20 protein-coding genes are annotated in these 21,360 nt (G+C 65.7%); 3 read left to right on the top strand and 17 right to left on the bottom strand.

The window, feature by feature from the left end:
* Positions 1–38 precede the first annotated feature (38 nt).
* From MTX21_RS18160 to MTX21_RS18150, 3 genes are read left to right on the top strand one after another with little or no spacing between them, the layout of a single operon-like run.
* A complete protein-coding gene (locus MTX21_RS18160) occupies positions 39–959 on the top strand; it encodes a sugar ABC transporter permease (RefSeq protein WP_280966144.1) in 921 nt (306 codons plus the stop codon).
* Positions 956–1,765: a carbohydrate ABC transporter permease gene (locus tag MTX21_RS18155; RefSeq protein WP_280966143.1), complete on the top strand. Its 810-nt coding sequence runs from the start codon at positions 956–958 to the stop codon at positions 1,763–1,765. The genes MTX21_RS18160 and MTX21_RS18155 overlap by 4 nt, the downstream gene beginning before the upstream one ends.
* The gene (locus MTX21_RS18150) at positions 1,765–2,646 is read left to right on the top strand and encodes an endonuclease/exonuclease/phosphatase family protein (protein ID WP_280966142.1); all 882 of its coding nucleotides are present in this window, start codon (positions 1,765–1,767) and stop codon (positions 2,644–2,646) included. The genes MTX21_RS18155 and MTX21_RS18150 overlap by 1 nt, the downstream gene beginning before the upstream one ends.
* 50 nt (positions 2,647–2,696) lie before the next feature.
* On the opposite strand, the gene MTX21_RS18145 is transcribed toward MTX21_RS18150, so the two are convergent.
* From MTX21_RS18145 to MTX21_RS18065, 17 genes are read right to left on the bottom strand one after another with little or no spacing between them, the layout of a single operon-like run.
* Complete coding sequence (locus MTX21_RS18145; protein WP_280966141.1) at positions 2,697–3,323, bottom strand: NAD(P)H-dependent oxidoreductase; 627 nt, start codon at positions 3,321–3,323, stop codon at positions 2,697–2,699.
* A 6-nt stretch (positions 3,324–3,329) separates the two neighbouring features.
* A complete protein-coding gene (locus tag MTX21_RS18140) occupies positions 3,330–4,901 on the bottom strand; it encodes an isochorismatase family protein (protein ID WP_280966140.1) in 1,572 nt (523 codons plus the stop codon).
* A 10-nt stretch (positions 4,902–4,911) separates the two neighbouring features.
* Positions 4,912–5,760, bottom strand: coding sequence for an MBL fold metallo-hydrolase (locus MTX21_RS18135; protein WP_280966139.1), 849 nt, complete (start codon positions 5,758–5,760; stop codon positions 4,912–4,914).
* 38 nt (positions 5,761–5,798) lie between these two features.
* Positions 5,799–6,689: an amidohydrolase family protein gene (locus tag MTX21_RS18130; RefSeq protein WP_280966138.1), complete on the bottom strand. Its 891-nt coding sequence runs from the start codon at positions 6,687–6,689 to the stop codon at positions 5,799–5,801.
* Entirely contained in the window at positions 6,686–7,807 is a 1,122-nt protein-coding gene (locus MTX21_RS18125) for a VWA domain-containing protein (RefSeq protein ID WP_280966137.1), read from the bottom strand. The genes MTX21_RS18130 and MTX21_RS18125 overlap by 4 nt, the downstream gene beginning before the upstream one ends.
* Positions 7,804–8,685 carry a MoxR family ATPase gene (locus MTX21_RS18120; protein WP_280966136.1) on the bottom strand — a complete coding sequence of 294 codons (882 nt, stop codon included), beginning with the start codon at positions 8,683–8,685 and terminating at the stop codon, positions 7,804–7,806. Before MTX21_RS18120 ends, MTX21_RS18125 begins: the two co-directional genes overlap by 4 nt.
* A 10-nt stretch (positions 8,686–8,695) precedes the next feature.
* Positions 8,696–9,718: a molybdopterin cofactor-binding domain-containing protein gene (locus MTX21_RS18115; protein WP_280966135.1), complete on the bottom strand. Its 1,023-nt coding sequence runs from the start codon at positions 9,716–9,718 to the stop codon at positions 8,696–8,698.
* Between the two features lies 1 nt (position 9,719).
* On the bottom strand, positions 9,720–11,312 hold the full coding sequence (locus MTX21_RS18110) for a molybdopterin cofactor-binding domain-containing protein (RefSeq protein WP_280966134.1): 1,593 nt from the start codon (positions 11,310–11,312) through the stop codon (positions 9,720–9,722).
* A gap of 9 nt (positions 11,313–11,321) precedes the next feature.
* Positions 11,322–11,798 (bottom strand): (2Fe-2S)-binding protein, encoded by a 477-nt coding sequence (locus MTX21_RS18105; RefSeq protein WP_280966133.1) that lies wholly within the window; start codon positions 11,796–11,798, stop codon positions 11,322–11,324.
* 28 nt (positions 11,799–11,826) lie between these two features.
* The gene (locus tag MTX21_RS18100; protein WP_280966132.1) at positions 11,827–12,645 is read right to left on the bottom strand and encodes an FAD binding domain-containing protein; all 819 of its coding nucleotides are present in this window, start codon (positions 12,643–12,645) and stop codon (positions 11,827–11,829) included.
* A 2-nt stretch (positions 12,646–12,647) separates the two neighbouring features.
* Entirely contained in the window at positions 12,648–13,091 is a 444-nt protein-coding gene (locus MTX21_RS18095) for an SRPBCC family protein (RefSeq protein ID WP_280966131.1), read from the bottom strand.
* 2 nt (positions 13,092–13,093) lie between these two features.
* A complete protein-coding gene (locus MTX21_RS18090) occupies positions 13,094–13,531 on the bottom strand; it encodes an SRPBCC family protein (RefSeq protein ID WP_280966130.1) in 438 nt (145 codons plus the stop codon).
* A gap of 9 nt (positions 13,532–13,540) precedes the next feature.
* Positions 13,541–16,438: a flotillin family protein gene (locus MTX21_RS18085; RefSeq protein ID WP_280966129.1), complete on the bottom strand. Its 2,898-nt coding sequence runs from the start codon at positions 16,436–16,438 to the stop codon at positions 13,541–13,543.
* 27 nt (positions 16,439–16,465) lie between these two features.
* Positions 16,466–17,299, bottom strand: coding sequence for a phosphoenolpyruvate hydrolase family protein (locus tag MTX21_RS18080; protein WP_280966128.1), 834 nt, complete (start codon positions 17,297–17,299; stop codon positions 16,466–16,468).
* Positions 17,300–17,302: 3 nt separating this feature from the next.
* Positions 17,303–19,510: an ABC transporter permease gene (locus MTX21_RS18075; protein WP_280966127.1), complete on the bottom strand. Its 2,208-nt coding sequence runs from the start codon at positions 19,508–19,510 to the stop codon at positions 17,303–17,305.
* Entirely contained in the window at positions 19,503–20,285 is a 783-nt protein-coding gene (locus tag MTX21_RS18070; protein ID WP_280966126.1) for an ABC transporter ATP-binding protein, read from the bottom strand. The genes MTX21_RS18075 and MTX21_RS18070 overlap by 8 nt, the downstream gene beginning before the upstream one ends.
* The gene (locus tag MTX21_RS18065) at positions 20,278–21,360 is read right to left on the bottom strand and encodes a branched-chain amino acid ABC transporter permease (protein ID WP_280966125.1); all 1,083 of its coding nucleotides are present in this window, start codon (positions 21,358–21,360) and stop codon (positions 20,278–20,280) included. Before MTX21_RS18065 ends, MTX21_RS18070 begins: the two co-directional genes overlap by 8 nt.

Genomic DNA, 21,360 nt, shown 5'->3' with positions numbered 1-21,360 from the left:
CGGGATGGCGGGGCAGCCGCCAGCCCGCCGGCTCACGAATGTCGGATTACGCCGCCTCATCGCCCATTGCGACGCGCCGCGCCGGATCGCAGGCGTGGTGGAATGCCGTGAACGCTTGGCTGCTGCTGTTGCCGGCGGCCGTCCTGTTGATCGCGTTCACCCATTTTCCGATCCTGGCGACGATCCGGCATTCGCTCTTCATCACGCGCCGGAACGGCACCGAGGTCTTCGTCGGCCTCGAGAGCTACCAGGCCATGATGGCCGATCCGATCTTCTGGAGGGCACTGGTCAACAATTTCTGGTTCGCGCTCGGCACCATTCCGACGTCGATTGCCCTGGCCCTGATGATGGCGATCTGGGTCAATCGCAACATGCGCGGCCGCGGCTTCCTGCGCCTGGCCTACTTCACGCCGACCGTGCTGCCGATGATCGCGGTCGCCAACATCTGGCTGTTTTTCTACACTCCGGATTATGGCCTGCTTGATCAGTTGCGTGCACTTTTCGGTCTCGCCGGTTGGAATTGGCTTGGCGATCCCTCGACGGTGATGGGATGCCTGATCGTCATGGTGATCTGGAAGGAGGCAGGCTTCTTCATGATCTTCTACCTTGCAGCCCTTCAGCAGCTCTCACCTGATCTCGATGAAGCCGCGGCGATCGAAGGCGCGAGCCGATGGTATACTTTCCGCCGGATTACGTTCCCTCTGCTGATGCCGACCACGCTGTTCGTGGCGATAAACGCGGTCATCAACTCGTTCAAGCTGGTAGATCACCTTGTGATCATGACCAAGGGTGGTCCGAACAACGCCAGTACGCTACTGCTCTACTATATCTATGAAGTCGCCTTCACATTCCAGGATTCGTCCTACGCGGCAACGCTAACGGTCGTGCTTCTCGTGCTGCTGAGCACGCTTGCGCTGATCAAGTTCGGCTACCTCGATCGCAGGATCCACTATCAATGAGAGGGCGGACACATCCCTTCGAGGCAGTCGCAGCGTGGTTCTTGGCTTTGATCTGGCTCGCGCCGCTGGCCTATGCATTCTGGAGTGCGCTGCATCCCGCCGCTTACGCAACGTCGTTCAGCCTGTCCGCGCCGTGGACGTTGGAGAATTTCGCCCGGGCGTGGAAGCAGGCGCCGTTCGCCCGCTATTATCTCAACACGGTCGTCCTCGTCACGCTGATCCTGATCGGGCAGCTCATCCTGTCGACGCTCGCCGCCTATGCCTTTGCGCGCTTCAAATTCCGGGGCAGCGGTATCGCTTTTGCTCTCGTTCTGCTCCAACTGATGATCATGCCTGACGTGCTGATCGTCGAAAACTATCGCGCGATCGCAAAGCTGGGGCTGCTGGACGCGATCCCCGCGATCGCGCTTCCTTACCTTGCAAGCGCGTTTGGCATTTTCCTCCTGAGGCAGACCTTCAAGAGCGTCCCGCAGGAATTGGTCGAGGCGGCCCGAGTCGAGGGGGCAGGGCCGCTCGGGATTCTCTGGCGGGTCTATGTTCCGCTGGCGCGTCCGACCTATGTGGCCTTCGGCCTTGTTTCCGTCAGCTACCATTGGAATAACTTCCTGTGGCCGCTGATCGTCACGAACTCCGTGGAAGCTCGGCCACTCACCGTGGGTCTTGCGGTGTTCGGGGCGCCGGAGACCGGAGTGGACTGGTCGGTCATCACCGCAGCGACCGTCATGACGATGGCGCCGTTGCTGATTGCCTTTCTTCTCTTCCAGCGGCAGTTCGTTCAATCATTCATGCGTGCAGGTATCCGCTAATGCGGCTTCTGACTTGGAACATTCAGTGTGGCAAAGGCTGCGACGGCGCGACGGATCTTGCGAGAATCGTCGCGGTTGCAAAGCAGACTGTCGACGCGGACGTCCTATGCTTCCAGGAGGTGAGCTCGAACTTCTCCGAGCTCGACGGGAACGCCGATCAAAGCGCGCAACTCGCCACTCTGCTTCCCGGCTACACCCCTATATTTCGGCCGGCGATCGAAACGGTAGATCGGGCGGGCCGGCCGCATCGGTTCGGCAACATGACCTTGTCGCGCTTGCCGGTCATGCAGATCGCCAATCACCTACTGCCCTGGCCGGGAGCGGGCACCGTGCGCAGCATGCGACGCCATGCCTTGGAGGTGACGGTGCAGGCGGCCTTCGGCGCGGTGCGCATCGTCAATACGCATCTCGAGTATCATTCAGCCGGTCAGCGAGAAGCGCAGATCGGGCGTCTCCTGGATTTGCAGGAGAAGTCGTCGACCAGCCCCAAGGTGGCAACCGCCGAACATGAGGAGCCGTACGGGAGTCAGACGGTCGCGGCGTCGAGCGTGATGTGCGGCGATTTCAACTTCGACGTCAGCGACCCGCAACATGCGTTGATCGATCGATCGGGCCGGCGTGGCCTCAATTATCGCGATGCCTGGACGATCGGTCGTCCCGACCGGCCGCGCGAACCGACTTGCGGACTATACGATCATGCGCAGTGGACGGAGGGGCCCGACTGTCGCGACTTCATTTTCGTGACGGAGGATCTGGCGGATCGCGTCCGCTGCGTTGGTGTCAACGGCACGACTGACGCCTCCGATCATCAGCCAGTCTTCATCGATTTGGCGGACTCGGTGCAACCCTTGCCCGCGGGACGGACAACTGCTGCCAAGTAATCGTCAACTTGCGCAGATCACTTGGGGCAAGAGAAGTGGTCGTAGGCGCGTCAGAAGTTCGCAGCAATTGTGGCAAGGCGCTGATGCGCCCTTTCACGGGCAGCCTCGATGGGTTGCTGCGGTCCGGTGGTTGGCCCGATCAGGACGAAACGTACATTGTTGATTCCTATAAAGCGTAAGATCTCCCGCAGGTAGGGCGTTGCCATATCGATGCGACCGCGATTCATTCCGGTGGCGAAATCGCTGCCGCTGGCGAGGATCACCAGTGTCGGCCGGTCCTTCAGCAGCGGGAGGTATCCTTCCGAGGGGGCGAACCGAAAGGTGAGCCCGGGCTGGACGATGATGTCGAACCACTGCTTGAGCTTGTAGGGAATGGCGAAATTCCACATCGGCGTCGAGATCAACACCCGATCGGCGAGCGAGATGCGCATCGCCATGCGCTCGGCCTCGGCAAAGCTGTCGCGCTGCGGATCGTTGAAGGCCTGCCCCTTCATGCGGGCGTACTTGGCCTCGACGATGGGGCCAGCGAACTCCGGCATCCGCTCCCGCCAGAGGTCCATGAGATCGATGTCCCAATCGGGATGCGCTCGGCGGAAGGCTTCAAGGAAGGTGCGCGCGCCCGCGCTCGATTCGGAGTCGGGGCGTGGCGAGCAAGACAAATGCAGAAGTTTTGGCACCGGCCGTCATCCCAGCGCTCTGATGACGGTATCCGCACTGGTCACGACCGCGACGTTCTGCATGGCGAAGTTGATCGAGGCGTTGTGCCAGTCGGCATTCATCGTCGAGCAGCAATCCTCGGGCACGATCATGAAGTAGCCTTTGTCCGCGCCGGTGCGCGCGGTGTGTTCGACCGACATGTTGGTCCACGCACCGGTGTTGATGATCATGTCGCGGCCGGTGGCTTTCAGGATCGTCTCCAGCCGTGTGCCTTCCCAGGCGCTCATGCGCATCTTCTCGACCACGAAATCGCCGGGCCGCGGCTCGAGCCCGGACACGGGCGCGGCGCCCCAGCTTCCGCGCACCATCGCCTTGCTGTCGACCAATCCCTCGAACAACGGCGCATTCAGCGTCACGCCGGGCGCGCCGGGTTCGACGATGAACCAGACATGGATGATCGCGACGCCGCGGGCCCGCGCGGTCTCGGCCAGGCGGCGGACGTTGTCCACGACGTGCTGCTGGCGCGCGTGAACCGGTGAGCCGGAATCGGCAAAGGCGCCGCCGTCCATGATGACGTCGTTCTGCAGGTCCTGGATGATCATGGCGCAGCGATGGGGATCGAGCCGCATCTCGTCCTGGTTAAGGATCGGTGCCGCAGGCGCGGCGCTCGCGTCGGTGCCGCCTCTGCGCTTGCCGCTCATATAGGGCTCATGGCGCGGACCGACTTTGGTGGGGATCGCGTAGACCGAGCGGGTCGACGTCAGATAAAGCGTGCGGAAATCCGGCCCGCCCCAGGCGAGATTGGCGACCAGCTCGGGCACGCGGACCTTGCCGAGCAGCTCGCCCCTCGGTGAGTAGACCCACACGCCGCCAGGCGCGGTAACCCAGACATTGCCGTGCTGGTCGCACTTCATGCCGTCGGGCACACCTGGTTCGAGCTCGGAGCGGATGCCGCTTGCGAACACGCGTTGATTGGCGAGCGCGCCGTCCGCATCGACGTCGAAGACGCGGATCAGCGTCTGCACGGTGTCGTTGACATAGAGCAGCTTCTCGTCCGGCGAGAAGCACAGCCCGTTCGGCTGGTCGAACAGGTTGCGATCGACCACGAGCTTCGGTTCGCCGCCTGGCACGAGGCGATAGACGCCCTGGAAGCCGAGCTGGCGCGGCCGCTCGACGCCATAGACCGGCATGCGGCCATACCAGGGATCGGAGAAATAGATCGCGCCGGACGAATGAACGCAGACGTCGTTGGGGCTGTTGAGCTCCTGGCCATGGAAATGCGAGGCGAGCACCTCGCGCCGCCCGTCCGGCCGTTCGCGGATCAGCGATGACGTCGCGTGCTCGCAGACGATCAGATTGAGCTCGGCATCGTAGGTCATGCCGTTGCACTTGTTCGAGGGACGCTTGACCTCCACGACGCCGCGCCGTGCATCCCAGCGCCGTCGCACGTCGCCCGGCATGTCCGAGAACAGGAGATAGTGATCGACCGGATGCCAGATCGGTCCTTCCGTGAAGTCGAAGCCGGTGCCGACCTGCGCGACCGGTGCGTATGGATCGATCAGGGCCTCGAATTCACTTCGCAAAGTGACATGCGTCATCGGTCGATCCTCAGGCCGGGAACCAGTTCCGCTGCGGCAGGGATTGGACGATCGGGCCGGGCACCTGGTCGTGCAGGCGTCCGACGACGTTGCCGCCTTCGATCTTCGCGGGACGATCGTGCACGGGGAGGAGGTAGCGCGAGTTGCTCAACAGCTTCTTGATCGCCGCCTTCTCCGCACGCTTGGTGGTGCCGTGGTTGCCGGTGGTGCGCGGCTCCCAATCGTGGATTTCGTTGAACGGCGTGACGATTTGGTCGTTGATGTCATAGATCACGTCGCCGCAGATGGTCGCGATGCCGTCGGCGGTGTGGACGATGATGTTCATCGAGCCCTCGGTGTGGGCGTTGGCGGCGTCGCAATAGACGCCGGGCATCAGCTCGATCGGCCCCGTGATCTCGAGATCCAGGAAGCGTAGCGCGCTCCTGGTGTGTAGGCGATCGATCAGGTGCTTGACGTCGGGTGCCGGATATTGCGGATGCATCAGGCCGGAGACGGAATATTCGAGCTCGCGGCGGTTGACCACGACGGTGGTGTTCATCGGGAACAGATCGTCTTTGCCGGCGTGGTCGATGTGCAAATGGGTGTGGCAGACGAAGCGGACGTCGCCCATGCGTACGCCGTGACGCGCGAGTTGGTTTTCGATCATGTTCTCATGGTACTGAAGTCCGCGCATGCCCAGCGTTTCCATGATCTGGTTGGAGCGGTACCCGGTATCGACCACCACCGGATAGGGGCCGCCGAGGATCAGGAAGCCGAGGGTGAGGACGCGGCGAGTGCGGCCGCAGTCGCGGCCGAGAACCAGAAAGCTCGATTCCAACTCGATATCGCCATAGTCCAGGATCTTGATCTCCAGCGCCATTCGTTTCCCTCCCTGTTTCCGCTTCTTGTCTGTGATCGCTACGGCCCGAGCCGGTAGACGCGCGTCGCGGTCGCGTTGAAGATCGCATCCTGCTGCTCTGCACTGAACGGCGAGCCCGCCGCGCGAAACGCGCCGACGAGCTCGCGATAGCTGGTCCACAACTTCTCGATCGGGAAATTGGAGCCAAACAGGCAGCGCTCCGCGCCGAAGATCGCCACCGTGTCGGCGAGCACGGCGGCGATATGTGCGGGATCGTTGCGATGGATGAAGGTGCCTAGCCCGGAGAGCTTCGAGACTACGTTCGGACATGTCGCAAGCCGGGCCATGCCGGCGCGCCAGGCGGCTCGTCCCGCCGGCGAGAGGTCTTCGAGCATGCCGGCGTGCTGGAGGATGAAGGTCACCTTGGGGCAAGCCTCGGCAAGTTCTGCAGCATCCGGCATTTGCGGCGTGAACACCTGCAGATCGAAACTCCAGCCATAGTCGGAAAGACGCGCGACGTTGCGGCGGATCATGGGGTCGACGCAAAGATCCGGGCGGGCTGCAAAGCGGTAGAGCGGATTCTCGTGCCAGTGGAGCTGCATGCGAACGCCGCGCACGAGGGAATAGCGGCTCAGGCGATCGAGCTGCGGCCGGACGTCCTCGACGGCAAAATTGGCATAGGCGATGATCGCGTGCGGCCAGCCGTGTTCATCGGCGGTCTGCTGCACCCAGGCCGCCTCGTCCTCGAAGCGCTCATTGGCCCAGTTGGTCTGCACATAGACCGAGCGAGTGAAGCCGGTGCCCTTGAGGTCGTCGAGATACTCCTGGATCGGATAGTCGCGCCGAATCGGCTCGTAAGGGCCGAAGATCCGTGGCTGCATCGGACCGGTCAGCCAGGGCAGGTCGGCTTGCCGCCAGATGTGATGATGGCCATCGACAATTTCGGTCACGCCGCTCTCCTTCGTCCCAACGCCAGAATGTGCGCGACGATCGACGCGCTCGATCCGCCATCCACGAGATCATCGACGAAGCGCTCGATGGCGATGAGCGCTTCAGTCTGCGGGCGGAAGCCGGGGCTCGTCGCGAGCGGCGTCAGCCAGCTCAAACGCCAGGCCCGCCGCGACAATCTTGCGACGGCGCCGCGAAGTGCGTCGGGTTCGCCGCGCTCGAGTCCGTCGGAGACGACGACCACGGCGGCGCCGCGCGCATAGCCGCCGAATCGCGGCACCGCCAGGAACGCCTGCAGCGCGTCGCCGATACGGGTGCCACCGTCCCAATCGCTGACCAGATGCGCGGCGGCGTTCAATGCCTGCTCGCGGCGCTTCAGCCGCAACGGACGGGTGACGCGGGTCAGCCGTGTGCCGAAGGTGAAGACCTCGACATTGGACGCGGCCTGCACCAGTGCATGCGCGAGCTTCATGTTCTCTTCGGTGCGGCTCTTCATCGAACCGGAGACGTCGATCAGCAGCAGCATCTTGCGCGGGCGCTGCCGTCGCTTCAGGTGCCCCAGCCGCAGGATTTCGCCGTCGTTGCGGACGGTCTCGCGCAAGGTGCGGCGCAGATCCGCAAACGGCCCGCGCCGCGCGCGCATGCGGCGGTGGCCGCGTCGTCGCGGCAGGCGTCGCGGCGCCTCGCGGGCGAGGCGGCGCAGGGCGCCGGTGATCGAGGTCACGGCAAGGCGGCGCTCGACCAGTGCCTCGGTTCGGCTCGCGGTCAGGCCTGACTCGCTAGCCTCGTCGGAGAGCATGGGCTCCTCGTCGCCGCGGCCTTCTTCCTGGAGACGGACCGTCTCGTCGTCTTCGCCCTCATCGTCGCGCTCGATCGCCTCGCTGCCGCGGAAGTGGAGATCGAACAGCCGGTCAAAGGTCGCGCGGCGTTCGGGCGGTGGAGCCAGCGTCGCCAGGGCCGCCTGCCGGACATCGTCAATGTTGCCTGGGCCGAGTAGCCCGATCGCCGCCAAGAACGTCGTCGTTTGTTCCGGCGCTACGGCAAAGCCGTTCGCGCGCAGCAGCGAAACGAAGGCGACGAAGGTGCGGGCGGCGCGTGGAAGCTGCGGCTCAGTGCTCATGCGGTCGCCTCTGCGAGCATTGCGTCGAGCCGCGGCGAGATGAAATGCAGGTCCTCCTCGTCCTTCAGCGCTACGCCGATCGAGCGCTTGAACGCATCCGGCCAGCGCGCGCCGCCCTTGTGCAGCAACGTCGCGGCCTCGGCCCAGTCGACCGCCTCGGCGATCCCCGGCGCCTTGCTCAGCGGTTCGCGCCGGAGCCTTTCGACGGCTGCGACGACGGCGCGTGCCGTGGCTTCGGCCACGCTGGAGGCGCGCATCATGATGATCCGCGCCTCGCGCTCGGCGGTGGGGTAATCGATCCAGTGATAGACGCAGCGGCGGCGCAGGGCTTCATGCAGGTCGCGCGTCCGGTTCGACGTCAGCACGACGACGGGACGCTCGGCGGCGCGCACCGTGCCGCGCTCGGGAATCGAGATCTGGAAGTCGGAGAGGAATTCGAGCAGGAAGGCCTCGAACTCCTGGTCGGCGCGGTCGATTTCGTCGATCAGCAGCACGGTGGAGTCGGGCGCGCGAAGCGCCGCCAGCATCGGCCGCTCGATCAAGAACGTCTCGCCATAGATGTCGATGCTCTCGTCGCCGGCCTGGCGAATCGCGAGCATCTGGCGCGGGTAGTTCCACTCGTAGAGCGCGGCGGCGGCGTCGATTCCCTCGTAGCATTGCAGGCGGATGAGGCGGCGGCCGAGCACGGCCGCAATGGCTTTCGCGGCCTCGGTCTTGCCGACACCGGGCGCGCCTTCCAGCAGCAGCGGCTTGCCGAGCGCGAGGCCGAGATAGGCCGCGGTCGCCAGTCCCTCGTCTGCGAGGTAATAGGCCGCCCGAAGCGCCTTCTCCAGCGCCTCGGGGCTGTCGATGCCAACGATGTTGCCGCGAACCGCCACGACGAAACCTCTAGCGCCGCGCCTGCGGCCGCGCGCCGCCCTGGGCCTTGATTGCGCGCAGCACCTTTTCGGGGGTGATCGGGAGATCGTCGATGCGCACGCCGACCGCATTGAAGATCGCATTGGCAACCGCCGGCAGCACGGGGTTGGCGCACATCTCGCCGGGACCCTTGGCGCCGTAGGGACCATCGGGCGCAGGACGCTCCAGCACGGCGATATCGTGCGGACAGATGTCGCCGGGGCCGGGCATGAGATACTCGACGAAATCGCGCGGCCCGTGAGCGGGGTCAGGATAATAGGGCTCGGGCGTCTCGTAGAGCGCGTGGCTGATACCCATCCAGGCGCCGCCGACGAGCTGCTGCTCGACGAGCCGCGGGTTGAGCGCGCGGCCGAGCTCATAGGCGGAGTCCATGCGCACCATAGCGACCTCGCCGGTCTCGTCATCGACCTCGACCTCGGCGACCAGGCAGGCATGGGCGTAGCAGGTCGCCGGCGACATCTCGCCGGTTTCGGGGTCGACGTCGGACAGGGGCACCAGGAAGATGCCGCGGCCGGAAATGGTTTTGCCCTGCTTGAATTGTGCAGCGATCGCGACATCCTTGGTAGAGATCGAGCGGTGCGGTGCGCCCTTGACATGGATGTTGCCGCGGCCGTCGGTCTCGAGATCGGCGGCGTTGACCTCGAGCTCCTCGGCGGCGGCCTCCATCATGACGCCGCGTGCCTCTCGCGCCGCGGCCATGACCGCATTGCCGACGCGGTGTGTGCCGCGCGAGGCGAACGAACCCATGCAGTGCGGGCCGGTGTCGGAGTCCGCGGTGTCGACATAGACGTCCTCGACGGGCACCCCGAGTGTCTCGGCGCAGATCTGCCGCGTCACCGATTTCATGCCCTGACCGAGGTCGATCGACGACAATGCCACGGTGAACTTGCCGCTCGGATTGGAGTGGACCAGCGCCTGGCTGGGATCGCCGCCGAGATTCATGCCGATGGGATAATTGATCGACGCCATGCCGCGTCCGCGATGCCTGGTCATCTCAGCGTCTCCTTGTCCCGAACACGGACGAGAACCGGGTCGCGCCGTGTGATGGTGCGGCCGGGCGCGGCGGCGGAGGTGGCGGTGCCGGCGGAGGCGGCTCGCGCGGCGGCTCTCTCGTCGCAGTCACGGGGGCGCGATCATAGGTCGTGCGCTGCTGGACGGGCGCCGCCGGCCGCGCGCGCGATTCCGTCGGCGTCGGTGGGATCACGGCGCGGCTGCCGCCGCCATCCTTGCGCGAGGAAGCGCGTCTGAACTCGTCGCGGATCGGCCACTTGGCCTTTTCGGCCGCGACCTGAACGCATTCGATCAGCGCCGTGTTCTTGGCCTCGCGCCGGTGCGCCTTCATGTCGCCGTCGCGATATGCATTGACGATGCGGAACTCCATCGGGTCCATGCCGACGAGATTTGCGAGCTTGTCCATCTGGCATTCGATGGCAAAGTCCATCGCGGTGACACCGAAGCCGCGCATTGCGGTTGCAGGTGTCCGGTTGGTGAAGACGCAGTAGACGTCGCCGTAGACGTTCGGGATGGTGTAGGGGCCCGGCAGATGGGCGGCGCATTTCACGGCGGCATAGCTGGACAGCCGCGTATAGGCACCGCTATCGAAATAGGCGCGGATCTTTCGCGCGACGATGCGGCCGTCGCGCATCACCCCGTCCTTGATGTAGATGCGCTCGGCGCCGCGCGGCGGACCGTACTGCATCTCCTCCTCGCGTCCGAACACGTAGCGCACCGGGCGTCCCGTCAGCATCGCCCCTAAGATGGCGAGCGGCTCGGTCAAGGTATCCACCTTGCCGCCAAACCCGCCGCCGACCGTGCCGCCGATGAAGTGGAAGGTATTGGAGGGCACGTCCAGAATCTTAGCGCAGGTGTCGACGGAAAAGAATAACGCCTGCGTCGAGGTGTAGACGACATAGCGTCCGTTGGTGTCGGGCGCCGCAATCGCGCCATTCGTCTCCGTCGGCGCGTGTTCGATCGGCGACATCTGGTAGCGCTGTTCGAGCACGTGGTCGGCGGTCGCGAGCCCCGCATCGGCATCGCCGAAGCGCAGCCTCTGGTGATCGTAGACGTCGTGATAAATGAAAGCGTTCTTCGGATAGGTCTCGTTGACCACGGGCGCACCGGGTTTCAGGGCATCTTCGACATCGAACACGGTCGGTAGCGGCTCGTAGTCGATCCGTACCTTCGCGATCGCCTCGAAGGCCTCGCGCTCGCTGTCGGCGACGATGGCGACGATGGGCTCGCCCTTGTAGCGGACCTTGTCGACAGCCAGCGACGGTTCATCGTCCTTGCCGAAGTTGATGAGGCTGAGCAGCGTGTTGAGATTGCGCGGCACGTCGGCGCCGCGAATGATTCGCCGCACGCCGGTCGAGCGTTCTGCTTCCGTGGTGTCGATGCGGCGGAGCCGCGCATGCGCGTGCGTCGAACGAACGACCTTGAGGTGCAGCATGCCCTGGAGCTTGTGGTCGTTGAAATAGCTCGATGTGCCCGTGATGTGGCCGAGCATGTCCTGGCGCTGCGTGCCCTTGCCGATCTCCTTGAGATTGTCGTCGCGTTCGTCAGCAAAAATGTCCTTGCGTAGTTCCAACATGGTGAGGCCTCAGGCGCTGGCCCGGCCGCCCGTGGCGGCGAGGATGGCGTTGATGATCGGCTCGTAGCCGGTGCAGCGGCAGATATTGCCGGAGATGGCCTCGACGACCTCGTCCCGGCTCGGGGAGGGATTGCGGTCGAGCAGCGCTTTTGCGGCCATCAGCATGCCCGGCGTGCAATAGCCGCATTGGGCGGCAAAATTGTCGGCGAACGCGCGCTGGAGAGGATGCAGGTTCGGCCCCTGCTTGAGACCGTCGAGCGTCTCGACGGAACGGCCGGCGACCGTCTCGGCAAGCGTCAGACAGGAGAGGTGGAGTTCGCCGTCGATCAGCACGCTGCATGTGCCGCAGCCGCCTTGGCCGCAGCCGAATTTCGGGGTCATGTCGCCGATCAGCTCACGCAGCGCAACCAGCAGGCTGGTGCCGCCATCGACGAAGATCGCGACGTCGCGGCCGTTGTGACGAAATTGCAGGGGGGTCTTCGACATGGCGGTCTATCCCTTGTCTATTCTCTATCTATTCCTGGCCGGACAAGAGGCGACGCAGGTGCACGCCCACGATCTCGCGGCGATACCAGGCGCTTCCGAGGGCGCTGTCGGAGGGCGATGTTCCTTCGGTTGCCGCGGAGGCGGCCGCAGCGATGGTCGCGGCATCGAGGATGCTTCCTTCCAGCGCACGCTCCGCTGCCCTGGCGCGAATCTGGGTCGGCGCCATCGAGCCGAGCGCAATGCGAGCGCCGGCGATGCGCCCGCCGCTGATCGGCACGTGCGCGGCGAGCGTGATGACCGAGCCGCCCTTCGGCTTGATGCGGGCAACCTTGCGATAGCGAAACGCCTCCGTGCTGGCCGGCCGCGTGCAGGAAACCGACAACACCAACGCGCCGGATTGCCGTTCTCGCGATTGCAGGAATTCCTCGATCGCGATGTCGCGGGCGCCGAAGCTTCCTTGCACCGCGACCATGGCATCGAGCGCGAGCAGCGCCACGGTGAAATCGCCATAGGGATTGGGCGCAAAGAGGTTGCCCCCGACCGTTCCCATGTTGCGCACCGCGGGGCCGCCGATCGAGCGGGCGGGGGCGTGCAGGAAGGCAAGATCGCGCTCGCCGAGAATCCTCGCGAAAGTGACGCCGGCGCCCAGCGTGATGCGCGGGCCGGATGCGTCGATCCGGGTCAGCGCCTGGTCGCTCGCGCGGACGACGGTCGAAATCGAGACGTCGCCCTCGTTCAGCGCCCGCATCACCAGCGTGCCGCCGCCGAGATAGCGCGCGCCGCGATCCGATGACAAAGCGGCGGCGGCTTCGTTCGAGCTCGCAAAGGTCTTCACTGTCACGGCCATGTCTATGCGGCCTCCTTCAGGTGCCGGCGGATCGCCTCGAATCCGGCCTGGTAGATGTCTTCCGCGACCATGTGGCTGATGCGGTCCTTGTCCTCGGGCTTCGTGGTGAATCGAGATTCCCAATGCCAGAAGGTCCGATCGCCGTCGGTCACCGGCAAGAGGCGAACATGGGCAACGTAGTTGAACATCGGGATTGGGGTATCGAGCAGGCAATAGCTGAGGGTCTGTTCGAGGTCGGACAGCGCCAGCAATTGCTCGCGCAACTCGGAGCCGTCTTTGAGCTTAAATCGTCTGACACAGCCGATCTTGTCGGAGGACTGCGCGCGTTCGATTGAGGAGGTCGCAACCGCGGGATGCCAGCGGTCGTGCCCGTTGAAATCGCGCAGCACATTCCACACCACGTCGGTCGGTGCGTTCAGGATCGTGCTCTTGACGATGTGCGGCACGCCTAGCCTCCGAACACGCGCTTGAGGGCGTCGAAGCCGCCCTGGAACACACCGCCGCCGATATTGTTGACGAGCTCGGTCTCCCGCTCGGGCGCACAGTCGAACTCCGCGGTCCATTCCACAAAGGTCTGGTCGCCGTCGGTGACCGGCGTGAGCCGCAGGGTCGCGACGTAGTTTTCGACACCCATCGGCGACTCCAGGATCGAATAGGTACAGAACATGTCGTAGTCGGAGAGCCCGAGAAGCTTCTCGCGGATACGGTCGCCGTTGCGCAGGCGGAAATCCCTGACGCAGCCGATCTTGTCGGAGGCCTCGCCGCCCTCGATGCGGCTTTCGGCGATGGCGGGGTGCCAGTTCGGCAGGCCATTGAAATCACGCACCCGCGCCCAGACGCGGTCGTTGCGGGCGTTGACGACGGTGGAGACGTAGACGCGGGCCATGGCGCGACCTCAACCTTTCTTCTTCGGCCCGCGCTCGGCCGGCGGCTCACCTTCGGTGGCGGGCGGGGCGGCAGGCTTGTCGCTGCCGCCGCTCTTGCGCGTCGAATCCTTGATGCCCTGCATGTCGCGGGCCTCGCGGATCAGGCCCGGCATTTTTGCAAGGCTGCCGCCTTCGACGCCGATATCGGACAGGATCGAGTCGATCAGCGGCGCCTGGACGCGATAGCGCAGCGCCGAGTCGATCACCTCGTCGGTGGCGCTGCGGCCGCCATTGCCGCCGCCGTGACCGTTGCCGTTGAGGCCGTCGACCTGGAGAATGCGGATGCCCTCGATCTTCTCCATGGGCTTGACGCTCTCGCGGACGATGCCCTCGATGCGGTCGAGCAGCTTCCGTCGGAACAGCGAGTAGCGCGCCTGATCGGTCAGGACGTTCTCGGCCTCGTTGAGCATCCGCTGCGCCTCGGCCTCGACGGCGGCGCGCACGCGCTCGGCCTCGGCCGCGATGCGGGTCTCCTCGGCCTGTTTTTCCGCGAGCAGTACCTCGACTGTCTTGCGGCGTTTTGCAATTTCGCTCTCGCGCGCGGTGACGACGCGCTCCGCCGCCTCGGTTGCGCGCATGCGAGCCTCTTCGGCAGCGGCGCGTGCCGCGGATTCCTCCAGCGACTTCTGATGGATCGCGATCGCCTTCTCCATCAGAACCGTCTCGACCTCCTTCTCGCGATTGACTTCGAGCTTGCGCAGCTCGCGTTCGCGGCCGATACGGGCCTCGTCCAGACCGCGGTCCGAGGCGATGCGGGCGCGCTCGACCTCTTCACGCGAGGCGATCTCGGCCTCCTGCAGCGACTGGACGCGGGCGACCTCGAGCTGCTCGATCGCACGCCGGCGTTCGATCCGGGCAGCTTCCAGCGCCTGCTCGCGTGACACGTCGGTGGTTTCGACGTCCTTCCGTGCGACGATCTCCGCCTGCTTGACCTGGCGATCGGCGTCGATGCGCGCGGATCGCTTGGCGGAGAGTGCGATGACGCGGTCCTCGTCGGCGATTTCGACCGCCTTCTTCTGCTCGATGTTCAGCACCTCGCGTGTCTTCGACGAGTTGATCCGCTCCGATTCGAGCGCGAGATCGACGCCGATGCGCTGGCGTTCGATGGCATCGCGCCGCTTCAGATCGGCCGCCTCGATCGCGGCGGTACGCTCGATCTCCAGCGCGCGGGTCTCCCGGTCCGCCTGGATGCGTTCGGCGGCGATCGCCTTTTCCTGCGCGATCCGCGCGGCCTCGATCGCCTCGCGGGAGGCGATGTCGGCCTCCTCGACGGCACGGTTGCGGGCGATCTCCAGAGAGCGAACCCGCTCCTCCTGGGCGATGCGGCTGGCTTCCGTCGTCTCGCGCGCGGCGATGCCGGCGACGTCGAGCGCCTTATTGCGCTCGATCTCGAGCTGCCGCGTCTTCTGCTCGGCAGCGATGCGCTCGGCGGCGAGCGTCCGCTCGCGCGCGATGCGGGCGGCCTCGACCGCGCGCTGTGCCTCGATCTCGGCCTCCTGGATGGTTCGCACCTGCTGGATCTCCAGCGCGCGGGTGCGCTCGTCCGAGGAGATGCGTTCGACATTGACGGTCATGGTCTGGGCGATGCGGGCCTTCTCGGTCGCCTCGCGAGCGGCGATTTCCGCTTCGTCGACCGCGCGCGTCCGCTCGATCTCGCGGCGCCTCGTCTCCTCCTCATTGGCGATGCGGGCGTCGGTGACGACGCGGTCCTGCTGGATGCGGGCCTTCTCGATGGCTTCGCGTGCCGCGATCTCGGCTTCCTCGACGGTGCGCATCCGCTCGATCTCGCGCTGGCGGACCTCGCGCTCCGAGGCGATGCGGGTGGTGTCGATCGAGCGCTGGTTGGCGATCCTTGTCTTCTCGATCTCCTCGCGCGCGAGCAGCTCCTTTTCCTCGATGGTGCGGCTCCGCTCGATCTCTTTCTGGCGGGTCTCGCGCTCGGACGCGATGCGGGCTTCAGCGATCGCCTGGTCATTGGCGATACGGGCGCGCTCGATGGCTTCGCGGGCGGAAATCTGCGCCTGTTCGGCCTCGGTCTCCCGCAATGCCCGTTCGCGGGCGACTTCAGTGCGCTGAAGCGCGCGGCGCATCTCGATGTCGCGTTCCTGTTCCAGGCGCGCGGTCTCGCTCTCGCGCTCGATCTCGAGCGCCTGCCGCTCGGCTTCGAGATTGCGGGAACGGATCTTGATCATCGAGTCCTGCTCGATGTCGTTGCGCAGCTTCCGCTTCGCCTCGATGTCCTCCATCAGGCGGGTCAGACCTTCGGCGTCGAACCGGTTTGAGGGATTGAAGAATTCGAGGTCGGTCTGGTCGAGATCGGTGATCGCGACCGATTCGAGCTCGAGGCCGTTCTGGGCGAGGGCCTCCGCCGCATTGGTCTTGACGCGCGCCACATAGTCGCCGCGCCGCTCGTGCATCTCTTCCATCGTCATTTCGGAGGCGACCGAACGGATCGCGGAAATGAACTTGCCGGCGAGGAGGGCGTGCAACTGCTCGGGTTCCATGGTGCGGCGGCCGAGCGTCGCGGCCGCGATCGAGACGGCTTCGCGGGTCGGCTGCACGCGGACATAGAAGTCGGCCTCGATGTCGACGCGCATGCGGTCGCGGGTGATCACGGCATCCTGCCTGGAACGTACGATGCCCATCGGCAGCACGTTCATGTTGACGGGCGTGTAGTCGTGGATGAAGGGCAGCACGAAGGCGCCGCCGTTGATCACCACGCGTTCGCCGAGGAAGCCGGTCCGGACGAACGAGACCTCCTTGGAGGAGCGGTGGTAAAGCCAGTTCACGATATAGACGCCAACCACGATCACGATGATCGCGACGATCAGCCAGAGGATCAATTCACCGACCAATATCCCTGACATCTTTCCCTCCCTCAGACCCTTCCGGCGCTATCGCGCGCCGATCGCCTTGAATTGACGCACCTGATCCGTCAGCGCCCGCTCCACGGGAAGTCGCTCCATCGAGGACGCACCGTAGAAGCCGTGGCAATGGCGGGTGTTCTTCATGATGAAATCGGCATCGGCAGGATCTGCGATCGGGCCGCCATGCGCCAGCACCAGGATGTCCGGATTGACGCTGAGTGCGGCGGACGCCCAGATGTCGATCTGCGCGGGGCAGTCCTTGAGCTTTAGCGCGGTCTGCGCGCCGATCGTGCCGCCGGTCGTCAGGCCCATGTGACAGACGATGATGTCGGCGCCGGCGATCGCCATCGCGGCGGCCTCCTTTTCGCTGAACACGTAGGGCGTGGTCAGCATGTCCTTGTCGTGCGCCTTCGCGATCATGTCGATCTCCAGCGCGTAGGACATGCCGGTCTCTTCGAGGTTGGCGCGGAAGGTGCCGTCGATCAGGCCGACAGTCGGAAAGTTCTGGACCCCCGCAAATCCGAGCGCCTTCAACTGGTCGAGGAAGGCGTCCATGTCGCGGAACGGATCCGTGCCGTTGACGCCCGCAAGCACCGGCGTCTTGCTGACCACCGGAAGCACTTCGCCGGCCATTTCGAGCACGATGGCGTTGGCATCGCCGTAGGGCATCAGACCCGCGAGCGAGCCGCGGCCAGCCATGCGGTAGCGGCCGGAATTGTAGATGACGATGAGATCGACGCCGCCGGCCTCTTCGCATTTGGCTGATAGCCCGGTGCCGGCACCACCGCCGACGATCGGCTCGCCGCGCCTTGCCATGTCGCGAAACTTTTTTAGGAGGGCTGCGCGTTCAAACCTGGCCATCGGTCACCTCGCTACTCTTCGGCGCGCCCCGGTACGGCCGAACAGGGTTCGGAACGCACTGACAATGGTTGCGGCAAACTCGGGATCGTTGATGTTCTTGGGGACGCGAATGAGCTGGCGGTTGCCGGTCTGCCGCATCGTGCGCTCCAGCGCGCGGAACAGCGCGGCGTCGGCGTCCGGATCCCAGAACGGCTGGCCGCGCGCATCGAGCGCAGAGACGCCGCCTTCGGGCAGAAAGAAGCGCACCACGCCGTCCATCTGGTTGAGCCGCTCGCCGATCCAGCGGCCCATGCGCTCGTTCTCCTCGACGGTGGTCCGCATCAACGTCACCTGCGGATTGTGGACGTGAAACTTGCGGCCGCGGTAGCGCTCGGGAATAGTCTCGGGCGCACCGAAATTGACCATGTCGAGCGCGCCGACCGAGCCGACATAGGGCAGCCGGCTGCGGATGATCGCGCCGAAGCGGTCCTCCGTCGCGGGAAGCACGCCGCCCATGAGAAGATCGCAGACTTCGGTCGTGGTGAGGTCGATGACGCCGGCGAGCTGGCCGGATTCGACGAGCTTCTCCATGGAACGGCCGCCGACGCCGGTGGCATGGAAGACCAGGCATTCGAAGTCCTCGCGCAGGTCAGCCGCGATCTTCTGCACTGCCGGCGTGGTGACGCCGAACATGGTGATGCCGATCGAGGGCAGGCCGCCGGCCTCGTGCACCGTCGCAGCACGCGCTTCGAGCCGCGCCTTGACCATGCCGGCGAGCGCGTTGGCGCCGTTGGCCAGCACCGCGCGCGAGATCGAATTCAAACCCTGCACGTCGGTGACCGAATACATCATCGTGATGTCGGCGGGGCCGACATAGGGTCCGACGTCGCCGGAAGCGACGGAGGAGATGATCAGCTTGGGCACGCCGACGGGGAGAGCGCGCATGCCCGGCGCAACCAGCGAAGCCGCGCCGGAGCCGCCGGCCGAAATCACGCCGGCGACATTGCCCTGGCGCCGCAGCCAGTTGGCGAACGCATCGGCCATCGCACTTACGGCGGCGCCGCGATCGGGGCCGAACACGGCCGCCCCGCCGCGGCCGTGGTTGAGAGCGATCTCCTGCGCGGAGACATCACAGGTCGAATGCCGGCCGCTGGTCGAGACGTCGACCAGGCGCGTGCGCAGGCCGCTTGCAGCGATGATGTCGCGGATGAAGCGTAGCTCGGTGCCCTTGGTATCGAGCGTACCGACCACCAGCACGACAGGCGGTCCTGCGGTCTGCGCCGCCACCGGCTCGCGCTTGTGCCGCGTCGTCTCTTCGAGCCGCGCGATCTGGGTCGAGACTGTGCGGGCTGCGGCCTCGATGCGGGCTATCGGGACCGGCTGCGACCAACGTGTCGGCGGCGTCGGGTTGGAAACATAGATGCGGATCGGCCCGTTGGAGCGTGGCGGCGCCGGTTTCGTTTCGGGGGCCGAGGCGGCCATGTCGATGTCGCCTTCGAGCTCGGCGTGAAGCCCGACGCCGAGCAGGCGCTGCTGGAGCTCGCGATCGGCGGCAAGACGCACCGAATCGATGATGCGGTTGATCCGGCCGTTGACCATGATCGCGACATTGCGCGAGACCGCGGTGGCGACGCCGATGTTCTGCTCGATCACGAGCACGGACATGTCGCCGTCCTCGCCGAGCCGCAGCAGCATCTCCTCGACCTGCGCCACGATGACGGGCGCAAGTCCCTCGGTCGGCTCGTCCATGATCAGGAGATGCGGATTGGTGAGCAGCGCGCGCGCAATCGCCAGCATCTGCTGCTCGCCGCCGGAGAGCTGACCGCCGCCATGATCCTTGCGCTCGGCGAGCCGCGGGAAGGTGTCGTAGATGCGCTCGACGGTCCAAGCGCCTGGCCGCATCCCGCCGGCAAGCTGCAAGTGCTCGTCGACGCTGAGCGAGCGCCACAGCCTCCGTCCCTGCGGCACATAGCCGACGCCGAGCCGCGCGATGTGGGCGGGCGGCCGCCGCGTGATGTCCTCGCCGCGGACGCGGATCGATCCGCCGCTCACGCCCACCAGCCCCATGATCGCCTTGCACAGCGTGGTCTTGCCCATGCCGTTGCGGCCGACCACGGAGAACACGCCGCTCTCCAGCGCGAGGTCGACGCCCTGCAGCGCATGCGAGTGACCGTAGTAGACGTCGAGGCCGCGGACTTCGAGCGCGGCATTGGTGCGGCGGACCTCATTCATGGCCGCCCCCGAGATAAAGCTCCTGCACCTCGGGATCGGACTGGATCTCCTGCGGCAGGCCTTCCTTGAAGACGCGGCCGTTATGCATCATCGTGACGCTCTCGACCACGCGCAAGGCGACGTCCATGTCGTGCTCGATGATGATGTAGCCGATATGCGCCGGCAGCGAGGTCAGGATCTCGATCAGCTCCAGCCGTTCGGTCGGCGAGAGGCCCGCGGCGGGCTCGTCGAACAGGACGAAGCGTGGGGCGCCGGCGAGCGCGAGTGCGATCTCGAGCTGGCGCTGCTGGCCGTGCGCGAGCTCGGCCACGCGCTGGTTCTTCACTGCGGCCAGATGCACGGCCTGCACGAGGTTGTTGGCCGCATGCATCAAGGCATCGTTCTGCCCGGGACGCAGGAACGAGAAGCGCCCGCGCGAAACCCCGCGGCAGGCGAGATAGACATTGTCCTGCACGGTGAGGCCGGGGAATAGCGCCGAAATCTGGTAGGTCCGTCGCAGCCCGCGGCGGATGCGCTCATAGGGCGGGAAGTGCGTGACGTCCTCGCCGAAGAAGCGGATGGTGCCGGAGGTGGGCGGGAAGTCACCGGTAATGCAGTTGAACAGCGTTGTCTTGCCGGCGCCGTTCGAGCCCAGCACCGCGCGCCGCTCGCCGGGACGCACGGTGATGGTGACGTCGGTCAGCGCCGCCAGCGCGCCGAACAGCCGCGTCACGCCGCGCAGCTCGAGTGCGGCCCCGGCGCCGACGGCCGAGAGACGTTGCGCGACGCTATCCATGGCGGTGCCCTCCGCCGGAACGGTCGGCGGTGCGGCGCTGCTGCTGGCGCCAGCGCCGCCACAGGCCAATGACGCCGTCCGACGACCAGAATACGATGGCAAGGAAGCCGAGCCCGATCAGCAGCCGGAAGCGGTTGCCATCGAGCCCGAGCTTGACCAGGAAGTCGAGCGCGAAGGTGCGCAGCAGCACGAAGATCAGCGCGCCGATGAAGGGACCGATCGGACGCGTGATGCCGCCGACGACGGCGATGATCAGCACGTCGATGCAGGCGCCGACGCTGACCGAGCCCGGCGAGATCTGGCGGTAGTTCCAGACCTGCAGGACGCCCGCGAGTGCGGCCACGAAGGAGGCGAAGGCGTAGGCTGCGACGCGATGCGCATTGACGTTGAAGCCGAGCGCGGACATGCGCCGCGGATTGTCGCGCACGCCCTGGAGCGCCAGGCCGAACGGAGCGCGTGAGATGTACTCGACGGCGAAGTAGCACAGCGCGGCGACCGCGAGCACGACATAGTAGAAAGGAATGTCGGCGCGCCAGTTCACGCCCCAGAAATGCGGCGTCGCAACGTTGTTGATGCCGGTGTGACCGTTGAAGATCGCCCAGTTCTGGTTGGTGAAATAGTAGAAGGCCGCGCCGATCGCCAGCGTGATCATGATGGTGTAGATGCCCTCGGTGCGCACCGCCAGCGCACCGCCGAGCGTGCCGAAGGCGGTCGCCAGCGCCAGCGCCATCGGGACTGCGAGCCACCACGGCCAGCCGAGGCTGATATTGGCGTTGCCGCTGACGCCGAACACGGCGACCATGTAGGCCGCGAAGCCCGCGATGGTGAGCTGCATCAGGCTGACCATGCCGCCATAGCCGGCGAGGAACATCAGGCTCAGCGCCATGATGCCGAGGATCAGCGTGGTGGCGAAGATCTCGATCAGGAAGAAGCCGTTGGCGATCAGCGGCATGATCAGGAGAATGGCCGCGACGATCCAGGCGGCGGGATTGTTGATCTCCGGCCATGCCCGTGCGGGACGCTGTGCCATGGCGGCGGGGCGAACGGCAACGCGGGCGTCGTGAGCGAGCGACAT

The sequence above is a fragment of the Bradyrhizobium sp. ISRA430 genome, from assembly GCF_029909975.1.
Taxonomy (GTDB): Bacteria; Pseudomonadota; Alphaproteobacteria; order Rhizobiales; family Xanthobacteraceae; genus Bradyrhizobium.
The sequence above is the reverse complement of the archived record's forward strand: the minus strand, read 5'-3'. Positions and strand labels throughout refer to the sequence as shown.

Bases quoted from the DNA above. Each gene is read 5' to 3' on its own strand.
- MTX21_RS18160 (WP_280966144.1), top strand. From the start codon at position 39: ATGTCGGATTACGCCGCCTCATCGCCCATTGCGACGCGCCGCGCCGGA.
- MTX21_RS18155 (WP_280966143.1), top strand. From the start codon at position 956: ATGAGAGGGCGGACACATCCCTTCGAGGCAGTCGCAGCGTGGTTCTTG.
- MTX21_RS18150 (WP_280966142.1), top strand. From the start codon at position 1,765: ATGCGGCTTCTGACTTGGAACATTCAGTGTGGCAAAGGCTGCGACGGC.
- MTX21_RS18140 (WP_280966140.1), bottom strand. From the start codon at position 4,901: ATGACGCATGTCACTTTGCGAAGTGAATTCGAGGCCCTGATCGATCCA.
- MTX21_RS18135 (WP_280966139.1), bottom strand. From the start codon at position 5,760: ATGGCGCTGGAGATCAAGATCCTGGACTATGGCGATATCGAGTTGGAA.
- MTX21_RS18125 (WP_280966137.1), bottom strand. From the start codon at position 7,807: ATGAGCACTGAGCCGCAGCTTCCACGCGCCGCCCGCACCTTCGTCGCC.
- MTX21_RS18115 (WP_280966135.1), bottom strand. From the start codon at position 9,718: ATGACCAGGCATCGCGGACGCGGCATGGCGTCGATCAATTATCCCATC.
- MTX21_RS18110 (WP_280966134.1), bottom strand. From the start codon at position 11,312: ATGTTGGAACTACGCAAGGACATTTTTGCTGACGAACGCGACGACAAT.
- MTX21_RS18105 (WP_280966133.1), bottom strand. From the start codon at position 11,798: ATGTCGAAGACCCCCCTGCAATTTCGTCACAACGGCCGCGACGTCGCG.
- MTX21_RS18100 (WP_280966132.1), bottom strand. From the start codon at position 12,645: ATGGCCGTGACAGTGAAGACCTTTGCGAGCTCGAACGAAGCCGCCGCC.
- MTX21_RS18090 (WP_280966130.1), bottom strand. From the start codon at position 13,531: ATGGCCCGCGTCTACGTCTCCACCGTCGTCAACGCCCGCAACGACCGC.
- MTX21_RS18085 (WP_280966129.1), bottom strand. From the start codon at position 16,438: ATGTCAGGGATATTGGTCGGTGAATTGATCCTCTGGCTGATCGTCGCG.
- MTX21_RS18080 (WP_280966128.1), bottom strand. From the start codon at position 17,299: ATGGCCAGGTTTGAACGCGCAGCCCTCCTAAAAAAGTTTCGCGACATG.
- MTX21_RS18075 (WP_280966127.1), bottom strand. From the start codon at position 19,510: ATGAATGAGGTCCGCCGCACCAATGCCGCGCTCGAAGTCCGCGGCCTC.
- MTX21_RS18070 (WP_280966126.1), bottom strand. From the start codon at position 20,285: ATGGATAGCGTCGCGCAACGTCTCTCGGCCGTCGGCGCCGGGGCCGCA.
- MTX21_RS18065 (WP_280966125.1), bottom strand. From the start codon at position 21,360: ATGTCGCTCGCTCACGACGCCCGCGTTGCCGTTCGCCCCGCCGCCATG.